Annotated in this window: 12 protein-coding genes and 1 pseudogene; 9 read left to right on the forward strand and 4 right to left on the reverse strand. The window is 69.9% G+C overall.

Annotated elements, in window-relative coordinates:
- Nucleotides 1-62 precede the first annotated feature (62 nt).
- The 4 genes from ACGFNU_RS16425 to ACGFNU_RS16440 all read left to right on the forward strand — a co-directional run bounded on the left by ACGFNU_RS16425 (nucleotide 63) and on the right by ACGFNU_RS16440 (nucleotide 3,990).
- Complete coding sequence (locus ACGFNU_RS16425) at nucleotides 63-728, forward strand: response regulator transcription factor (RefSeq protein WP_392594270.1); 666 nt, start codon at nucleotides 63-65, stop codon at nucleotides 726-728.
- The gene (locus ACGFNU_RS16430) at nucleotides 718-2,046 is read left to right on the forward strand and encodes a sensor histidine kinase (protein WP_392594272.1); all 1,329 of its coding nucleotides are present in this window, start codon (nucleotides 718-720) and stop codon (nucleotides 2,044-2,046) included. Before ACGFNU_RS16425 ends, ACGFNU_RS16430 begins: the two co-directional genes overlap by 11 nt.
- 223 nt (nucleotides 2,047-2,269) lie before the next feature.
- Nucleotides 2,270-2,599 (forward strand): hypothetical protein, encoded by a 330-nt coding sequence (locus ACGFNU_RS16435; RefSeq protein ID WP_392594274.1) that lies wholly within the window; start codon nucleotides 2,270-2,272, stop codon nucleotides 2,597-2,599.
- Between the two features lie 5 nt (nucleotides 2,600-2,604).
- Nucleotides 2,605-3,990, forward strand: a complete 1,386-nt coding sequence (locus tag ACGFNU_RS16440; protein WP_392594276.1) for a hypothetical protein — start codon at nucleotides 2,605-2,607, stop codon at nucleotides 3,988-3,990.
- 310 nt (nucleotides 3,991-4,300) lie between these two features.
- Here ACGFNU_RS16440 and ACGFNU_RS16445 read toward each other — a convergent pair whose 3' ends face one another.
- The gene (locus ACGFNU_RS16445; protein ID WP_392594277.1) at nucleotides 4,301-5,749 is read right to left on the reverse strand and encodes an LVIVD repeat-containing protein; all 1,449 of its coding nucleotides are present in this window, start codon (nucleotides 5,747-5,749) and stop codon (nucleotides 4,301-4,303) included.
- 266 nt (nucleotides 5,750-6,015) lie between these two features.
- The gene (locus ACGFNU_RS16450; protein ID WP_392594281.1) at nucleotides 6,016-7,473 is read right to left on the reverse strand and encodes an LVIVD repeat-containing protein; all 1,458 of its coding nucleotides are present in this window, start codon (nucleotides 7,471-7,473) and stop codon (nucleotides 6,016-6,018) included.
- Nucleotides 7,474-7,635: 162 nt separating this feature from the next.
- Here ACGFNU_RS16450 and ACGFNU_RS16455 point away from each other — a divergent pair, with 162 nt between their 5' ends.
- Together ACGFNU_RS16455 and ACGFNU_RS16460 are read left to right on the forward strand one after the other, a co-directional pair.
- Nucleotides 7,636-9,168 (forward strand): ABC transporter substrate-binding protein, encoded by a 1,533-nt coding sequence (locus ACGFNU_RS16455; RefSeq protein ID WP_392594283.1) that lies wholly within the window; start codon nucleotides 7,636-7,638, stop codon nucleotides 9,166-9,168.
- A 510-nt stretch (nucleotides 9,169-9,678) separates the two neighbouring features.
- Nucleotides 9,679-10,086: pseudogene (locus ACGFNU_RS16460) on the forward strand (NADPH-dependent FMN reductase); the annotation flags it as partial.
- Nucleotides 10,087-10,136: 50 nt separating this feature from the next.
- On the opposite strand, the gene ACGFNU_RS16465 reads toward ACGFNU_RS16460, so the two are convergent.
- Entirely contained in the window at nucleotides 10,137-11,531 is a 1,395-nt protein-coding gene (locus tag ACGFNU_RS16465) for an MFS transporter (protein ID WP_392594285.1), read from the reverse strand.
- Between the two features lie 48 nt (nucleotides 11,532-11,579).
- Between ACGFNU_RS16465 and ACGFNU_RS16470 the strand changes: the two genes are divergently transcribed.
- On the forward strand, nucleotides 11,580-12,140 hold the full coding sequence (locus ACGFNU_RS16470) for a TetR/AcrR family transcriptional regulator (protein WP_392594287.1): 561 nt from the start codon (nucleotides 11,580-11,582) through the stop codon (nucleotides 12,138-12,140).
- Nucleotides 12,141-12,666: 526 nt separating this feature from the next.
- Here ACGFNU_RS16470 and ACGFNU_RS16475 read toward each other — a convergent pair.
- Nucleotides 12,667-15,435 carry an AAA family ATPase gene (locus ACGFNU_RS16475; RefSeq protein ID WP_392594289.1) on the reverse strand — a complete coding sequence of 923 codons (2,769 nt, stop codon included), beginning with the start codon at nucleotides 15,433-15,435 and terminating at the stop codon, nucleotides 12,667-12,669.
- 261 nt (nucleotides 15,436-15,696) lie between these two features.
- Here ACGFNU_RS16475 and ACGFNU_RS16480 point away from each other — a divergent pair, with 261 nt between their 5' ends.
- The gene (locus ACGFNU_RS16480; RefSeq protein WP_392594291.1) at nucleotides 15,697-16,752 is read left to right on the forward strand and encodes a glycosyltransferase family 2 protein; all 1,056 of its coding nucleotides are present in this window, start codon (nucleotides 15,697-15,699) and stop codon (nucleotides 16,750-16,752) included.
- Nucleotides 16,753-17,024: 272 nt separating this feature from the next.
- Nucleotides 17,025-19,118, forward strand: a complete 2,094-nt coding sequence (locus tag ACGFNU_RS16485) for a M28 family peptidase (RefSeq protein ID WP_392594293.1) — start codon at nucleotides 17,025-17,027, stop codon at nucleotides 19,116-19,118.
- Nucleotides 19,119-19,144: the final 26 nt, after the last annotated feature.

The raw sequence follows: 19,144 nt of genomic DNA on the forward strand, positions 1-19,144 counted from the left end.
TAGCTCCGGCCAGGATTGCCATCTATCTCGTGCCCGGCGACAGTGGACACGGAGGCGCGGGCATGCGAGTCCTGGTGGTCGAGGACGAACGGCGGCTGGCGTCCGGGCTGCGCACCGGGCTGGAGGCGGACGGGTTCGCCGTCGACGTGGCCCTGGACGGCACGGACGGGCTCTGGCTCGCCCGCGAGAACCCCTACGACGCGATCGTCCTCGACATCATGCTGCCCGGCGTCGACGGGCACCGGATCTGTGCCACGCTGCGGGCCGAGTCGGTGTGGTCGCCGATCCTGATGCTCACCGCGCGCGACGCGGAACGGGACGAGATCAGGGCCCTGGACGCCGGCGCCGACGACTACCTCACCAAGCCGTTCTCCCATGCCGTGCTGGTCGCGCGGCTGCGCGCACTCATGCGCCGGGGCGCGCCGGAACGGCCCCCGACGCTGACAGCAGGCGATCTGCGGCTCGACCCAGCGACCCACCAGGCGTGGCGGGGCCCAAACCCGATCATGCTCACCGCACGCGAGTTCGCGTTGCTGGAGTTCCTGTTGCGGCGGCCGGGCGAGGCGGTGTCCAAGCGGGAGATCCTCGCGCACGTCTGGGACTTCGACTTCGAGGGCGACCCGAACATCGTCGAGGTCTACGTCCGGCGGCTGCGCGCCAAGGTCGGACGGTCCGCGATCGAGACTCTGCGGGGCGCGGGTTACCGGCTGGCCGCCGATGGCGGCTGACCGGTCCTTCGGCACCGTGCGGATGCGGCTCACGCTGACCGCCGTGGTGATCGTCGGCGTGGCCCTCGCGGCCGCCGGCCTGATCCTGGTGAACGTGCTGAGCACCACGCTGACCGGCGAGGTGCGGTCAGCCGCGCGGGTCCGCGCGACGGACATCGCCGCACAGCTGACGGCGGGAGCCCGGTCACCCGCGCTCACGGTCACCGATAGCGAGGAGGAGCTGATCCAGATCCTCGACCGGAACGGCGTCGTGACCTCCGCCAGCGCCAACATGGCCGGCCGGCCCGCCGTCGCGAGGCTCCATGACGGCGAATCGGCGGAGATCGGCAAACCCTTGGACGAGGACCCGTTCATCGCCGTCGCCGCCGACACCCCGGACGGCCGCCTCACGGTCATCGTCGGACGCGCGCTGGCGGACGTGCTGGAACCGACCGCGATCGTCATCCGGTCGCTGGCAGTGGGCCTTCCCGTCCTACTGGCCCTGATCGCGTTGCTGACGTGGACGATGATGGGCCGCGCGCTCGCCCCGGTCGAGGCCGTCCGGCGGGAGGTGGACGCGATCTCGGCGGCGCAGCTGCACCGGCGCGTGCCGCAGCCCCCCGGCGCCGACGAGATCGCCCGGCTGGCCGCCACCATGAACCGCATGCTCGACCGGCTCGACCGGGCGGCGGCCGCGCAACGGCGCTTCGTGTCGGACGCCTCGCACGAGCTGCGCTCCCCCGTCGCCTCCATCCGGCAGCACGCCGAGGTGGCACTGGCGCATCCCCGCCACCTCGACGGCCTGGCCGAGACCGTCCTGATCGAGAACGCCCGCGTCCAGCGCCTGGTCGACGACCTGCTCATACTGGCCCGAGCCGACGAGCAGACACTCGCGCCGAAGCGCGTCCCCGTCGACCTCGACGATCTCGTCTTCGACGAGGCCCGGCGCCTGCGCTCCGGCACGACACTCCGGATCGACACCGCCCGGGTCTCGGCGGGACGCACGCTGGGCGACGCGGACGCACTGCGGCGCGTCCTGCGCAACCTCGGCGACAACGCGTCCCGCCACGCCTCGCGACACGTGGCGTTCTCCCTAGCGGAAGAAAAAGGCACAGCCCTGCTCACCGTGGAGGACGACGGCCGAGGCATTCCGCCAGCCGACCTTGAGCGAATCTTCGAACGCTTCGTCCGCCTGGACGAGGCACGCACCCACGACGGAAGCGGCCTCGGCCTCGCCATAGTCGCCGAACTCATCCACGCCCACGGCGGAACGGTAACCGCGTCCACCTCAAATCTAGGCGGCGCAAGAATCACGATCACCCTGCAGACATCTACCTAACACAAGCGAGGCAGCACGGGGCCCGACGGACGCGGGGGCGCGACGGACGCGGGGCGCGGCGCAGGACCCAGCGGGCGCCGCAGGTAGCGGAGACGGTGAGCGCGGGACTCAGATACGTGAGGCGCGGGGATCTGAGGGCGCGGGGTGTGGGGGCGGATTCAGGTTCTGGTCAGCGGGCCGTCTGCATCGTGGGAGCCAACGGCCACGCCTCAGGGAGGATCTGATGAGCCGCAGAAGCAGATGGATCACAGCGGCCCTGCTCGCCGTCGCGCTCACCTGCGCCGGGGCGGCGATCACTGCCGCGACGGCCGGTGACACCGAGCGGCCCATCACCGGCGCCGCCTACGCGAAGGCCACCCGGGCCGCCCTGGCGCATACCGGCGGCGGACGGGTCACCGGCACCGAGGCGGGCGACGAAGACAGCCACTACGAGGTCGAGGTCACCCTTTCCGACGGATCGCAGGTCGACGTGCAACTCGACCGCGGCTTCGGCGTCGTCGGCAGCAAGACCGACCATGAGAGCCCAAATGACCGCGACGGTACCGGTCGGTGAGCGTCATGACCGAGACGCGGCGTACGAGAGCGGCGGCGCTGACGGCCTTCGGCCTGGCCGGGGCGCTGACAGCCGGTGCCTGCACCGGCGGCGGGAACTCGTCGAAGGCCGCCGCACCGGTGACGAGCCCGAAGGCCCCCGCCTGCATCAAGGAGGAGAACGGCGGCAAGTGCCTGCCGCTGGCACCGGACGGTAAGCGGGTCGACCTGATCAAGCCCGTCTTCTCCCGTCCCACGTCGATCACCAACCGGCTGCATCCCACGAGCGGCCTCGACCAGGTTTTGTACGGCGGCCAGGTGGACGGCGAGCCGTTCCGGACGGAGTTCACCCGGCTGCCCGGATCCAAGACCTACACCTGGGACGGCCAGCGGATCGAGACGGTCGTCGTGCAGTACCTCGCGTTCTCCGGCGGACGGGTGACCGAGGTGGCCACCGACGCGTTCGCGCAGGCCGACGACGGGGCCGTCTGGTACTTCGGCGAGGACGTCACCGATTTCGAGGACGGCCTCCCCGTCTCGCACGAGGGCACCTGGCACGCCGGCACGCACGGACCGCCGGCGATGATCATGCCGGCCGCGCCCCGGGTCGGCGTGGTCTACCGGTCGGAGAACATCCCCGGCTTCGTCTTCGAGGAGGTGACGGTGAAGGCGGTCGGCGGCCGGGTCGCGGGGCCGAGCGGGCCGGTCACCGGCACGATGACCGGCACCGAGCTGCACATGGACGGGCAGCGCGAGGACAAGATCTTCGCTCCCGGCTACGGCGAGTACTCTACGGGCAGCCCGAAGGGTGATCTGGAACAGGCCACGCTCGCCCTGCCCACCGACGCCCGGCCGGGACCGGTTCCGGCGCGGCTCGCCGCCCTGTCCAAGGCCGTGCACGAGGTGTATGAGGCCGTCGGCAAGCGCGACTGGTCCCGGGCGTCGACAGCGGCCGGGTCGCTGCGGACGGCGTGGGACCCCTACCGCGCGGACGGCCTGCCCTCCCTGCTCGAAAAGCAGATGACCAGGGACATCGCCTCGCTCGGTACGGCGGTGGGCTCGCGCTCGTCCGCCGAAGCCCGCGGCGCCGCGCTCCGCGTCGCGCAGAACGACCTGGATCTCCACGCCCGGCACGAGCCGGTGGCCAAGGTGGATTTCGCCCGGCTGGGCCTCTGGACCCGGCAACTGGTGATCGACGCCGCCGCCCGTGACACCGGGTCTGCGGCGGGAGACATCACCACGTTCGAACTGACCCGCGACCGCGTCCGGCACACCATCGACCCGGCCACCGCCGCGAAGCTCGACGCCGCGTTGCGGAACCTGCGCGGCGCGATCAACCGCAAAGACTTGGCGGCGGTCACACGTTCGGCCCCAACGCTCGTAACCATGGTCGCCGACCTCCACCAGAGCTGACGCTTCGCCAGCCTGATTGACGACAGCCGCCAGGCTGGCCGTCGCTGCACACAAGGGCCACCGCGCGTGGGGCCGCAGCGCATGAACGCCGCTGTACACAAGGGCCGCCACACGTGAAGGCCGCCCCGTGTGAGGGCTGCCGCGTGTGGGGCAGCCGCGCGTAGGGCAGCTGCACGCGAGTGCTGTGCAGGAAGGCTGCTGCGCATGAGCGCTGCTGCGTATGAGGGGCGCGGTGTATGGAGGAGGTAGGGCATGCGGAAGGGCCCGCCCCTTGGGGTGGGCCCTTCTGCTCGTGCGGGTTCTGGGACGCTCAGAAGTTCGCCTTCAGGATGTCGATGCCGCGGGCGTGGTCGACCACGTAGATGTACTTGCCGTGGTAGTACGCCGCCCAGGTGCGGGCGTCGTCCGGCCGGTAGTAGGCGATCTGCTTGATGTTGGTGGGGTCGCGCACGTCGAGGAAGCGGGTGCCCTGGGTGTAGAACGCCTGGGCGAGGATGCCGTTCTTGACGTCGAAGTAGTGCGCCGAGCAGTCGTCGGTGTCGGTGCGGCTGCCCTCCTTGCCCGCGACGCCCCAGGTGCCGAGCGTCCTCAGGCGGAACTTGTTGTCCGGCGTCGAACGCCAGCCCTGCCCGCCGTACGAGCCCTTGAGGGAGGCGATGACCAGGAGGCCGTCGGCGGCGCAGCCGTCGTTGAAGGTCTCCTCGGTGATGACGAGCGTCTGGCCGCGGCCCCACTTGCGCGGGTCGGGGCCCTGGTCGGCGGTGCGGCCGACGGGCCGGAAGCTGTTGTGCATGAACGAGGAGTTGACGGTCGCCTCGTCGAGGCCGCCGCCCGCGTACGGCACCGGGTTCCACGGCACGGCCTTGCGGACCTTCTTCAGCACCGGGTCGTAGTGCCAGCCGGAGGTGTGGTAGCCGCGCACGCCGCCGCGTCCGGACGCCCAGGCGATGCCTGAGGAGTCGACCTGGATGTCGTGGGTGTAGTCGGTCTTGCCGTCGTTGCGCCCGGTGTCGATCGGGTCCTTGAAGACCTTCGGCTTGCGCGGGTTGCGCACGTCGGTCACCCAGACCGGACGGCCGCCCCAGTCCGCCGGCTGCCAGTCGGCCTTGGCGGGCCCACCTGTCCAGAGGTACTGGCAGTCGTTGATGCAGGACGTCGTGTGGCCCGCCGGGAGCACCTGGTAGGCGATCTGCTTCAGGCTCTCCGGCTTGGACACGTCGACGACGTACACGCCGGACTCGCCTGTGTTGGTCGTGCCGCCGAACGCGCGCGGGTCACGCGAGAGGTAGAAGATCTTCCGCTTGTGGTCGGCCTCGCTGTCCTCGCCCTGCCAGAAGCCGGGCAGGTCGAACGAGCCGACGAGCTTGGGGCTGCGCGGGTCGGCGGAGACGTCGTAGGCCTTCAGCCCGAACCGGCCGCTGATGAACATGATCGTGCGCTTGTGCCGGCCCTTGCCATAGTCCATGAACACCAGGGAGGTCCCCTCCTTGGCGTCCGGCACGTTCCCGACCCGTTCGACGCCCTTGACCGCGTCGGAGACCCGGGTGGAGGTCTTGCCCACCTCTCCCGCCCCGTGGCCCGCGTGGGAGTTGAGATCACGTCCCTCCCCGGCCGCCTGCGCCGCGCCGGTCGTCGCCGTCTGCGAGGCTCCGGGATCGGGCGGGCAGGCCCACGCCGTCCCGGCGGCCAGCAGTACGGCGGCCGCCGCGCCGGCGACGCTGCCGGAGAAGACACGCCTCGTTCGTCTTCGGGGGAACATTCGTGCCTCCAGGTCGCGCGGATGTCGCCGACGCAAGTCTGAACGGAAGGATCAAGCTGATCAAGGGGCTAAGTGTCACAACGAAACCCCTCGCGGCTGTGAGCAGATGACGGAAGGCCCGCCCCCGGACGGGGACGGGCCTTCACGCCTGCACGACCTGCCTTGGCCGGTTTGTGCCGTGGCCGAGGCAGCTGCGCCAAGGCAGCTGCGCCGTGGCCAGCGGACGACGCCTAGGCGTAGTGCTTGGGCGTCGCCGAGGCGGTGCTTCAGCGGAACGCGGGCTTCAGTACGTCGATGCCACGGTTGTTGTCGGCGACGTAGACGTACTTCCCGTGCCAGTACGGCTGCCACGACTGGGCGTCGGCGGGCCGGTAGTAGGCGAGCTGCTTGATGTTCGTGGGGTCACGGACATCGAGGAAGCGGGTGCCCTGGGAGTAGAACGACTGCGCGATCACACCGTTCTTGACGTCGAAGTAGTGGGCGGAGCAGTCCTTGCTGTTGGGGTCGCTGCCCTCCTTGCCCGCCACGCCCCAGGTCGCGACGGTGCGCAGCCTGAACTTCTTGTCCGGGGTCGAACGCCAGCCCTCGCCCTTGTAGGAGCCCTTGAGGGACGCCACGACCAGCAGGCCGTCGTTGGCGCAGCCGTCCGCGAAGGTCTCCTCGGTGACGAAGAGCAGCTTGCCGTTGCCCCACTTCTTCGGGTTCGCCGCCTGGCCGGCGGTGCGGCCCACGGCGCGGTAGCTGTTGTGCATGAACGAGGAGTTGGTGGTGGCCTCGTCGATCCCGCCACCCGCGTACGGCACCGGGTCGGACGCCGTGGCCACGCGCGACTTCTTCTTCAGCGGGTCGTAGTGGCGGCCCTTGGTGTAGTAGCCGCGCACGCCGCCGCGTCCGGACGCCCAGGCGACGCCGTTGGAGTCGACCTGGATGTCGTGGGTGTAGTCGGTCTTGCCGTCGTTGCGTCCGGTGTCGATCGGGTTCTTGAAGACCTTCGGCTTGCGCGGGTTGCGCACGTCGGTCACCCAGACGGGACGTCCGCCCCAGTCGGCGGGCATCCAGCTGGCCTTGGCGGGGCCGCCGGTCCACAGGTACCGGCAGTCGTTGACGCAGGTCGTGGTGTGCCCGGCCGGGACCTTGACGTAGGTGATCTGCCGGAGCTTCTCGGGCTTGGAGGCGTCCACGATGTAGACGCCGGATTCGCCGGTGGCGGTGTTGCCGCCGAACGCGCGCGGGTCCCGGGACAGGTAGATGATCTTTCGCTTCGGGTCGAAGTCGGTGTCCTCGGTCTCCCACATGCCGGGCATGTTGAGCTGCCCGACGAGCTTGGGGCTGCGGGGGTCGGCGGTGATGTCGTAGGCCTTCAGCCCGAAGTCACCGGTCGCGTACATGATCGTGCGCTTGGCCCGGCCCTTGCCGTAGTCGATGAACATCAGCGAGATGGCGCCCTTGGCGTCGGTGACGCCGCCGACGCGCTGGACGCCCTTGATCGCTTCGGACGTGACCGCGGCCGACTTCTCGACGCGGCGCGTATGGCCGGCGTGACCGCCGGCGTTCTGTCCCTCGGCCTGGGCGCTCGCGGCGCCGGCCTGGGTGGTCTTGGTCTGCGGATAACCGGGCTCGGGTGGGCAGGCCCAGGCGGTACCGGCCGTCAGCGCCAGGCACGCGGCGACCGCGCCGGTGCCCTGTGCCAGCCGCCGGGCGGGCTTTGAGTTGCGGGGGGACATCGAGCCTCCACATCGACGATCTTGACCGATCCATGGGATCAGAGATCCTCCGCCGCGTTCAATGGGATCCGCGTCACGAAACGGCCTCAGCACCGTAGACACACCACGCTCCTGTCACAGTCCGGTGGCCTCAGGCCGCGGTGGTGCCGTACGCTCACCCGCGTGAAGAGCACCACCCGTACCGCCGCACTCCTCGCCGGGGGCGTGGTGATGCTCGTGAGCCCGGTCGTCGCCATGAAGGCCCTGGACGATCCGGCCGACCCGCGCGTCTCGGTCGGCGCGGCTCCGGCCGCCAGCCTCATGCCCGGCGACGTCCGCGACGGCACCGGGCGCATGATCGCCGGCGCCGTCTGGACCGGGCTGGTCGCCTACGACCCCCGCACGGGCGTGCCCGCGAACGCCGCCGCCGAGGCCGTCACGAGCGACGATCGCAAGGTCTGGACCGTCAAGCTCAAGGCGGGCGGGCGGTTCCATGACGGCTCGCCGGTCACCGCCCGCTCGTTCACCGGCGCCTGGAGCGCCGTGCTGCGCGAAGGATGGGCCGGGGCGCGGCTGTTCACCGAGGTGGCGCATGTGCGCGGCGCCAAGGTGAAGCAGGAGCGGATGGACGGGCTCAAGGTCGTCGACGACCTCACGTTCAAGATCACCCTCGACCGGCCGATGAACGGTTTCCCGGCGCTGCTGGGCGATCCCGCGTTCCTGCCGATGCCGGACGGGGTGCTGCGGTCGCGCGACTGGGCCTCGTACGGGAAGCGGCCGATCGGCAACGGCCCGTACCGCGTGCGCGCCCACGACCAGCGCGAGACGGTCCTCGACCGTGACGGCGCCCGCACGATCGTGGTGAAGACGATGCCGGACGCGGCCGCGCAGTACGCCGCGGTGCAGGCGGGCGACCTCGACTTGGCCACGGCAGTACCGGCCAACCGGCATGAGTCGATGGAGGCCGATTTTCGCCGCCGGCACCTCATCGTCCCTGGCCGAGCCATGACTTACCTGGCGTTCCCGCAATGGGAGAAGCGCCTCACGAACCCGTCGATCCGGCAGGCGATGTCGATGGCGATCGACCGGAACGCGGTCTCGGAAGGGCCTCTCGGCTACCAGACGAGCCCTGCGAACGCCTTGGTCCCGCCAGGGGTACTGCCTGGCCGCCGCGACGAGGGCCAGTGCCGTCCATGCGTCCACGACCCGGCCGCCTCCGCCGCGACCCTCGCGGACGCGGGCGGGCTCAGCGGGCCGGTGCCGATCTGGTACGAGGCGGGCGCGGGCGACGACGCCTGGGTGAAGGCCGTCGCGGACCAGCTGCGCAAGCAGTTGAAGCTCGATGCCCAGCCCAAGGCCGTCGCGACGGCGGAGCTCCAGAAGGCGCTCGCAGACCGCAAGGTGGACGGGCCGTTCGTCCTGAAGTCGGCGCCGGCGTACCCCGCCCCGATCGCGGCGCTGGCGCCCCTGGTCGACGCGCGCACGGGCTATGACGACGACTACGCCCTCGACCTGATCGGCGAGGCCGAGCGGGCGGCGACGCCGGACGAGGCCGTGACACCGGCACGGCTTGCGGAGACGGCGCTGCTGCGCGACATGCCCGCGATGCCGCTGTGGACCGTCCACGATCACCTCGTCTGGTCGGAACGGCTGCGCGGCGTCACCGCCGACGCCTTCACCGGCGTCCGCCTCGACCGCCTGACGATCAAGGATTGACCCGGCAGGCCGGCAGAGCCGAAACTCGAGCTGGCCTTCCAGGGCAGACAGAGCCGGAACACGGGCTAGCCGCCTGAGACAGACAGGGCGCGAACGCGGACTGACCACCTAAAGCAGACAGCGCCAGAACGCGGGCTAGCCGTCACAGGCAGACAGCGCCAGATCGTGGGCTGGCCGCCTGAGATAGGCAGGGCCGGAATGTGAGCTGGCCACCTCAGGCAGACAGGGCTGGAACGCGGACCGGCTGCCTGAGACAGACAGGGCCGGAACATGGGCTGACCGCCTCGGGCAGACAGGGCGCGAACGTGGGCCGCCGCCTCAGGTAGACAAGGCCGGAACGTCGGCCGGTCACCTCAGGCAGACAAGGCCCGAACGTGGGCTGGCCGCCTTAGGCAGACCGGACTCGGACCAAGCCCGGCCAAGGAGGCGAACCTGCTCGAACGTAAGGCTCGCCGCCAGGGCTGACCTGGCCCGAACGTAGGCTGGCCTGTCATGACGTACCGAATCCTGATGGTGTGCGGGAGCCTGCGGGCCGGATCGACGAACGAGGCCGCGCTGCGCACCGCGCTGGAGGTCGTGCCGGCGGGCGCCGAGGGGGCGCTGTTCGAGGGGCTCGGGGCGCTGCCCCACTTCAACCCCGACGATGACCGCGAGCCGCTCGATCCCGCGGTGGCGTCGTTGCGGTCGGCCATCGGGGCGGCCGACGCGCTGCTGATCTGCACGCCCGAGTACGCGGGCGCGCTGCCCGGATCGTTCAAGAACCTCCTCGACTGGACGATCGGCGGGGGCGAGATCTACGAGAAGCCCGTCGCGTGGATCAACGTGTCGGGGCCCGCCGCGCCGACGGGCGGGGCCGACGCGCACGACTCGTTGCGGAAGGTCCTCGGCTACGCGAGCGCCGACATCGTCGAGGAGGCCTGCGTCCACATCCCGGTGACCCGCGCGAACGTCGGCCCGGACGGGCTCTTTCACGACCCGGCGTTGCGCGACCGGCTCGCGGGCGTCCTCACCGCGCTCACCTCGTACCTCTCCCGGCGTCCGAGCGCCGACGACGCGCACAGCGCCAGCGCGGGGATCGACCCCAGCGCGGCGATCGCGGCGGCGGCGAACATGACCGTCCCCAGGCCGCCGGCGTCGTAGGCGATTCCCAGCACCGCCACGCCGACGGCGATGCCGACCTGCTTGGCGGTGTTGGTGATGCCCGACGCGATGCCGGCCCGTTCGGGGGGCGCGGCGGCGAGCGCGACCTGCCCGGCGACGAGATTGCCGATGCCGCCGCCGATCCCGCCGAGGACGAAGCCGGGAGTCAGCGCGGGCCAGTTGTGGCTCTGGTAGGTCGCCGCGACGAGAAGGCTGGACGCGGTGATGAGCAGCGGTCCGGCGGCCACCAGGACGGCGGGCGGTATCCGGTGCGCCCGCCTGGCGAGCAGCAGCGGGGTGGCGAGGGCGGGCAGGCTGTACGAGAGGAACCACAGGCCCGCCACGGCGGGTTCGGCGCCCATCGGGCCCTGCACGTACATCGAGAAGTAGGCCAGCGACCCGGCGCCGGCCACATGCGCGACGAACGCCCCGGTCGCGTTCGCCGCGTACAGCCGGTCGCGCAGCAGCGACAGGTCGATCATCGGATCGGCCACCCGCCGGGTGAGGAGCCTGCCGAGCGCGAGCACCGCGACCAGGAGCGCGCCGATGACGAGCGGCGACGTCCAGCCGCCGCCGTGCCCCTCGATCAAGCCCCACATCAGCAGGACCAGTCCGGCCGTCAGATAGCCGGTCCCCCGCACGTCGAGCGGCCGCGGCCGGCGTTCGTACGACTCCCGCAGTGCCGGTAGCGCCACCGCGAAGGTGGCCACTCCCACCACGGCGGTCAGGACGAAGATCGCCCGCCAGCCGAACAGCGCGGTGAGGGCCCCGCCGATCACCGGGCCGGAGGCCAGGGCACCGCCCGACCCCGCCGCGAAGACCCCCAGCGCACGATTGCGTTCACGTCCCGCCGGAAAGGCCGCGGCGATCAACGGCGCCGCGCTCCCGTACAGGACGGCGGCGCCGCCTCCTTGCACGGCCCGGAGCAGATCCAGGGCGAGCGCGGACTGCGCCAGAGCACACGCCGCTGACGCCAGCGTGAAGATGCCCAAACCGGTCAAGAAGAGCCGCCGCCTGCCAAGACGATCCGAGAGCGCCCCGGAGAGCAACAACAGAGCGGCCAGCGGCAGCGCGTACCCATCGATCGTCCACTGCGCCTCAGCGAGGCCCGCACCCAGGTCCTCCCGCATGTCGGGCAACGCGAGCGTGACCCCGATGAGGTCGAGTATCAGCAGAAATCCTGCCGTCGTCGCCACCGCGAGCGTCCAGGCACGTCGTTCCATCGCCGCCTCCTAAATATACGGCGTATATTAACGGCTAGACTGCGGTCCGTGAAGACTCGTGGACGCGGCACCCGGGGCCTCACCCGCGACGAGGTGCTCGACGCCACCCTGGCCCTGGCGGAGGAACGCGGCCTCCCCGCCGTCAGCATGCGCGCGGTCGCCGACCGCCTGGGCGTGACCCCGATGGCGCTCTACCGCTATGTCGGTGACAAGCAGGGCCTGCTGGACGGCCTGGTGGAACGCATCGTCAGCGAGATCCCGCTAGATGACCCGGCACTGCCGTGGCGGGAACGCCTGCGCGTCTTCGGCACCGCGATCCGGGAGGTGGCCCGCCGCCATCCGGACGTCTTCCTGCTGCTGTTCCAGCGCCCGACCGTCACCCCGGAGGCCCGGCGCCCGCGCAACTCGGTGCAGCACATCCTGCGCGACGCGGGCGTCCCCGAAGACAAGATCGCCCCACTCCAGCGCCTGCTCGACACGGTCGGCATGGGCCTGGCGGCCTCCGAGGCCAGCGGCCGCTTCACCGGCGACCAAGACGACGTGAACGCCGTCTTCGACATGGCCGAGGACATCTTCATCCAAGCCATAGAACGCTACGCCGAATCCTGACCCACCCAGCACAACCACCCGCCGCAAGGTCACCCCCAACACAAACTGGCCCCTGCCCCAACCCGGCCAGCCAACGTCACCCTGAGCCACCCGCCCAACCCAGCCCAGCGGCCCAGCCACCCAACCCAGCCACACAACCCAGCCCAGCGGCCCGACCCAGCCGCCGTACGTCACGCCGACCCCACCTTGAGCCAGCGCGGCAAACCGCCAGCAACGCCAGCCCTGAGCAACCTGACGCACACGAACCTCTGGCCCAAGCCAGTACAGCTATCGCACGCAACGCCGGGCGCTGACCAACTCGGCCCAGCCATCGAACGTCGCGCCAGTCCTCAGCCCAATCCAGGACAGCCACCGCTTGCCGAGCCCCGGCCTCAGCCCAGCACGGACAACGCGCTATTCCAGCCGCAATGTCACGCGCCCCGCCTGCCTCGGCACAGACACCGGACGCAACGCCAGCTCATGCCTCCAGCCCAGGCAGCTAACGTGACACCAGCCCTCCGATCCGAACCGGCGCAGCGGTCGCGCGCTATGCCGGTCTCTGGCTCAGCCGGTGGGAGAGGGCGGTGAAGCGGCGGCCCGCACCTGCCGTCCGCACAGCGGCGGCGAGCGCGCGCCGGGAGCCGACCAGGACGACAAGTCTCTTGGCGCGGGTGATGCCGGTGTAGAGGAGGTTGCGGCGCAACATCATCCACGCGCCCGTGGTCAGCGGGATGACCACGGCCGGGTATTCGCTGCCCTGCGACCGGTGGATCGTGATCGCGTACGCGTGGGTCAGCTCATCGAGCTCGTCGAAGCCGTACTCGATGTCCTCGTCCTCGTCCGTCCGCACGGTGAGCGTGTGCTCTTCGACAGACAAGGCCGTGACCACGCCTACAGTGCCGTTGAAGACACCTGCCTCTCCCTTGTCGTAGTTGTTGCGCAGCTGCGTGACCTTGTCACCGATGCGGAAGACTCGGCCGCCGAAGCGTTTTTCGGGTCCCTCCCCTGGTGCCAGGGCCTCCTGGAGGAGGCCGTTGAGCGAGCCGGCCCCCGCCGGACCGCGGTGCATCGGAGTGAGCACCTGTACGTCGCGCCGAGGGTCGAGCCCGAACTTGCGCGGTATCCGGTTGGCGACGACATCCACGGTGAGCTCAGCGGTCTCCTCGGCGTCGTCGGACGGAAAGAGGAAGAAGTCCTTGAACCCCCGTGGATGCTGACCACGGTTCACGCTGTGGGCGTTGACGACGATGCCCGACTCCTGCGCCTGCCGGAAGATCCTCGTCAGCCTGACACGCGGAACGATCTCCGAATTGAGCAGATCGGCGAGCACCTCACCGGCACCGACCGACGGCAACTGGTCGACATCCCCCACGAGCAGCAGATGAGCACCCCGCGGGATCGCCTTGACCAGCTTGTTCGCCAGGATGAGGTCGACCATCGAGCTCTCGTCGACCACGATCAGATCGGCGTCCAACGGTTTGTCCCGGTCGTACTTGGCGTCCCCGCCGGGCTGGAGCTGCAGCAGCCGATGGATGGTCGCGGCCTCATGCCCGGTGAGCTCGGCCAGTCTCTTGGCCGCCCTCCCCGTGGGCGCCACCAGCACGATCTTCGCCTTCTTGGCCGCGGCGAGCTCTACGACGGACCGCACGGTGAAACTCTTGCCGCAGCCGGGCCCGCCCGTGAGCACGGCCACCTTGGAGGTCAGCGCGAGCTTGACCGCCTCCTCCTGCTCGGCCGCCAGCTCGGTGCCCGTGCGCTGCCTGAGCCAGCCGAACGCCTTGCCCCAGTCGACGTCCGCGAACGCCCCGAGCCGGTCGTCACCCGCATCCAGCAACTCCCGCAGGCCCCGGGCCAGCGACTGCTCAGCCCGATAGAACGGCACGAGATAGACAGCCGGAACAGTCAGCTCCCCACTCTCGAAGAAATCGCCCCACCCATCTTCATCAGAGCCCTGAACCGAAGTGCCGGTCATGGCCCGTGCAGCGGAATCCGACACCGGCGCGCCGCTCATGGTCTCTGCCGCAGAATCCTGCACCGGCGTCTCAGTTACGCTCCCCGCAAGGGGACTCTGCGCCAACGACTCGGTCACGGCCTGGCCCGCGGAATCCTGCACCGACTCGCCGCTCATAGACTCCGCGCCGGGACCCTGCACCGGCGCCTCCGCCACGGCCCGTGCACCTTTGTCCGACATTGGCGCGCCGCTCCTAGTCCGCGTTGCGGAATTCTGCGGCGGCGCACCCGCCACGGTCCCCGATGTGGAATCCAGTTCCGGCCCGCCGCTCATGGTTCCTGCTGCGAAGCCCTGCATCTGCGTTCCGGTCGTGGGCCGTGCTGCGGATGGTGTGGCATCTGCGGGGGCGGGCGGCTCCGTGGCAGTGGTTTCTGTGTCGGTCTCTTGAGGGTGGTCGCTGGCGGGCTCGTTGCGTGAGGTGGGGCCGTGGGCGGCTTCGGAGGCGGGGATGTTCGCGCGGTCGCTGGGCGGGATGGAGACGCGTTCGCGGATGACTCCGCCCTCCGCCGCGAGCGTGTCGAGGGCGGGGACGATCAGGGTGCGGGGGACGGCGAGGATCTTCTCGGCGTCGGTGATGAGGTTGGGCTCGGGCAGGAAGCAGTGCCCGGCGTCAGCCGCTTCGGACAGGGTGTACTGCAGGCCCGCCTTGATGCGTTCGGGACTGTCGTGGGGGATGCCGACCGCCTGCGCGATCGTGTCGGCCGTCTTGAAGCCGATGCCCCACACGTCCGTGGCGAGCCTGTAGGGCTCGCGGCGAACCGTGTCGATGGAGGCGTCGCCGTACTGCTTGTAGATGCGCACGGCGAGGGAGGTCGAGACGCCGACTCCCTGCAGGAAGACCATGACCTCCTTGATGGCCTTCTGCTCTTCCCAGGCATCGGCGATCCGCTGGGTGCGTTTGCGGCCGAGGCCCCGTACCTCGATCAGGCGTTCCGGCTCCTCCTCGATGATCCGCAGAATGTCGAGGCCGAAGTGCTCCACCATCCGGTCGGCCATGACCGGGCCGATGCCTTTGATCATCCCTGACCCGAGATAGCGCCGGATGCCCTGCACCGTGGCAGGCAGGACGGTGGTGTAGGACTCGACCTCGAACTGCCGACCGTACTTGGGATGCGAGCGCCAGCGGCCCGTGAGCTTCAGGCTCTCCCCCACCTGGGCACCGAGCAGCGCGCCGACGACGGTCAGCAGGTCGTGCCCCGTCTGCGCGGTGGCGACGCGGGCGACGGTGTAGCCCGTCTCCTCGTTGGCGTACGTGACGCGTTCGAGCACCGCCTCCAGTACGGCCGGTCTCACGGGGTTGGTCATGAATCACATGATGTCGGGTCCGCACGGATGGATCCAAGCGAATCGAATTCTGTGGATAACCCGGCCGCTGAGTTATCCACAGATTCGCCGGGGTCTGGAATTCGATCTCGGGCCGAGTCCACGATGGCGAAGTCCGATCGAAGAAAGGGGCCACGAAATGCATGGCGGAATGCCCGGGCTTGGGCTGAGCACTCTCGTTTATGGCGCGGTCTGGCTCGCCACCAGCGGCGGCCGCGCGTTCCTGCGCCTGAGGGGGCGTCGATGATCACGGTGACCGTCATCGTTCCCGCGCACAACGAAGAGGAGGGGCTGCCCGCGACGCTGGAGTCCCTGCTCACGCAGACCGTACCGGCCGAGGAGATCATCGTCGTCGACGACGGCTCCTCCGACCGCACGGGCGACGTCGCCAGGTCGTACGGCGTCACCGTGCTGCGTCCTGAGCACAACCTCGGCAGCAAGGCACGCGCGCAAAACCATGCCCTTCCCTACTGCCGGACGGATTTAGTGTTGGCGGTCGACGCCGATACCGTCCTGGCGCCGGACTACATCGAACGTCTGAAACCCGCGTTCGACGATCCGGACGTGGTGATTGCGGCGGGCAACGTGCAGACACGCTTCACCCATACGATCTGGGAGCGCGGCCGTTCGATCGAGTACCTCTTCGGGTTTCATTTCCACCGTCCCATCCAGGCCGCGGCCGCCAGCCCCATGGTCTGTTCCGGCTGCTGCTCGGCGTTCCGCCGCGAGGCCCTCGTCACGTTCGGCGGATTCCCGGAGCGCACCATCGTCGAGGACATGGACGTCACCTGGTCGTGGCAGATCGGCGGCCGCAAGGCGATCTACGTCTCCGACGCGGTGGCGTGGGCCGCCGACCCCGAGTCGCTCACCTACCTCCGCAAGCAGGTATGGCGCTGGATGGCGGGCTTCTTCCAGAACGTGCGCCTGCACCTGCGCCCCATGGTGAGGCGCAAGCCCATGCTCGCGCTGTGGGTCGTCCTCGCCGTCCTGGAGATCCTCCTCGCCCCGATCTGGTGGACGACCCCGCTGCTGCTCACCCTCGTCTGGCGGGTCCCGTTCACCGAGACCCTGGCCTGGTGGCTCGGCACCGAGCTGCTGCTCTTCATACCGCCGCTGGTGTACGCGGCGCGTCGCCGACATCTCTCGGTCCTACGTGTTCTCGCCAACATCCCGTTCGCCTACCCGACGCGGGCGGTCAACACTTACTACGCCTGGAAGGGCCTGCTGGTCGAGCTGGTTCTCGTCCCTCTGGGCCTCGCGAAAACCCTCACCGTCTACGAGAAGGGCCGAGCCGGCTGACCCGACGCCACCCTTTCCGCGCAATGGTGAGCTCCGGCCGTCCGAGGACAGCCGTCCGGGAGGCAGCCGTCCGGGGCCAGCCATCCAAGGCAGCCGTCCCGGAAGCAGCCCGTCCCGGGGCCCTCGGCCGGCTCATGAGAAGGCCCCAGTGGCGGTGAGATGCCACCGGGCGGGGAGAGGGTGGCCGGTTCCGGCAGGCGATCTGGATCTCCGTGTGATCGCGACGTACGTTCCGGGCGCACGCGTATCACGAGTGCCGGGAGGTTTCTCTGATGTTCCGTTCCCGCTCCTTGGCGCTGGCGGCCGCCGCTGCCACCGTCCTCACTGTGGTCGCCGCTCCCCCGGCGGCCGCCGCCGTCTCCATTCCGGGCTTCACCGCCGACAACGCGCAACGGCAACGGCAGCTGGAAAAGCTGTTCAGCGCCATACCGTCCAGCGACAAGGCCCGGCGGCTGGACGCCGAGCTGGCGAGCGAGCCCGCGCTCACCACGACGACAGGCGACCGGCACCGGGTCGAACGCATCGTCCGGGAGCTGCGTTCTTACGGGCTCAAGCCGGAGGTGAAGACGTACTACACCTACCTGTCGCTGCCCAAGCACCTCAAGGTCGAGATGACGGCACCGACCCGGCAGGCACTGCCGACCAAGGAGAAACAGCGTCCCTGGCAGCGATATTGGGAAGACGTCATCCCCGGGCACAACGGATTGTCGCCGTCCGGCAACGTCGAAGGTGACCTCGTCTACGCCAACTACGGGCGCCCCGAAGACTTCGCGCTGCTCGCCAAGAACGGCATCTCGGTCAAGGGGAAGATCGTCCTTGCCCGTTACGGTCAGGTCTTCCGTGGCGTCAAGCCGCGTGAGGCCGCCAAGTACGGGGCCAAGGGCGTGCTCATCTACTCCGACCCAGCCGATGACGGCTTCACCAGGGGCAAGGTGTATCCGGAAGGGCCGTGGCGGGCGGCGGACGGGATCCAGCGCGGCAGCGTCGCGCAGATCATGCTCGCCGCCGGCGACCCGCTCACGCCGGGCTGGGCCGCGACCAAGAACGCCCGCCGGCTCAAGCCGTCCGAGGCGCCGATGTTGCGCGGGCTCGTTCCCACGACGCCGATCTCGTACGGCGCGGCCGAGCCGTTGCTGCGTGCCCTCAAGGGCAGTCAGGTGCCGAAGGAGTGGCAGGGCGGGCTGCCGTTCCCGTACAAGTTCGGTCCGGGCGGCACCCGCGTGCACCTGGACGTGCGGCACGACTACAAGATCAGGCCGCTCTGGGACGTGACCGTGCGGATCCCGGGCAAGGAGCGCCCCGACCAGGAGGTCATCCTCGGCGCGCACCACGACTCCTGGACGTACGGAAGCGTGGACAACCTCTCCGGCACCGAGAACGTCCTGCAGATCGGCCGTGCTCTGGGGCAACTGCTCAAGAAGGGCTGGCGGCCCAAGCGCACGATCGTCCTCGCCACTTGGGACGGCGAGGAGTACGGCATCTACGGTTCGACCGAGTACGCCGAGGAGCGGGGCAGCCAGCTTCGCAAGGCCGTGGCGTACGTGAACATGGACGGCGCAGGCGGATCGACGTTCGGTGCCTCCGCGACTCCCGCGCTCGACCAGTCGGTCATCGACGCGACCAAGGAGGTGCAGTGGCCCGGCACCGGTAAGTCCCTCTACGAGGTGTGGAAGCAGCAGAACGACGGCAAGACGCCCATCAGCCGGATCGGCGGCGGCTCCGACTTCCAGCCGTTCTTCCAGCGCTTCGGCGTACCGGCGATGGACATGGGCTCGGCCACTCCCGGCTCCGCCGGCAGCTACCACTGCGCGTGCGATGACTTCTATTGGACGAGCCACTTCGGCGACCCCTCCTTCGAATACCACGCGGCCATGTCGCGGCTCGTCGGCATCGCCGTCCTCCGCCTCGCCAACGCCGACGTCGTCGCCATGCGCTACCAGCCGTACGCGGCGGAGACCGCGACCTACCTCAGCGACTTCACCGACCAACAGCGGCAGAAGTATGGGCGCGTCGTGGTCGACGTCTCACGCGACATCGCGCAGGCCAAGGCGTGGCAGCAAGCCGCGCAAGCACTCCAGGCCCGTGCCGACGCCGCGCTCAGCGCCGGTGACACCGCCGCGTTCCGCCGCCTCAACGACAAGCTCATGCAGGCCGAACGCGATCTGCTCACCCAGGTGGGACTACCGGGCCGCCCCTGGTACCGGCACCAGATCTACGCGCCCGGCATCGACACCGGCTACGCGACCCAGCGCCTCCCCGCCCTCAACGACGCGCTGATCCTCAACAACGACGTCCGAACGGCCAAGGCGTACGAGGCCCGCCTCTACGCAAGCCTCCGCGCCGCCACCCGAACCCTCACCCCCTGACCTGGTGCTGCGGCGCGCCACAAACC

Source organism: Spirillospora sp. NPDC048911, assembly GCF_043198015.1.
Classification (GTDB): domain Bacteria; phylum Actinomycetota; class Actinomycetes; order Streptosporangiales; family Streptosporangiaceae; genus Spirillospora.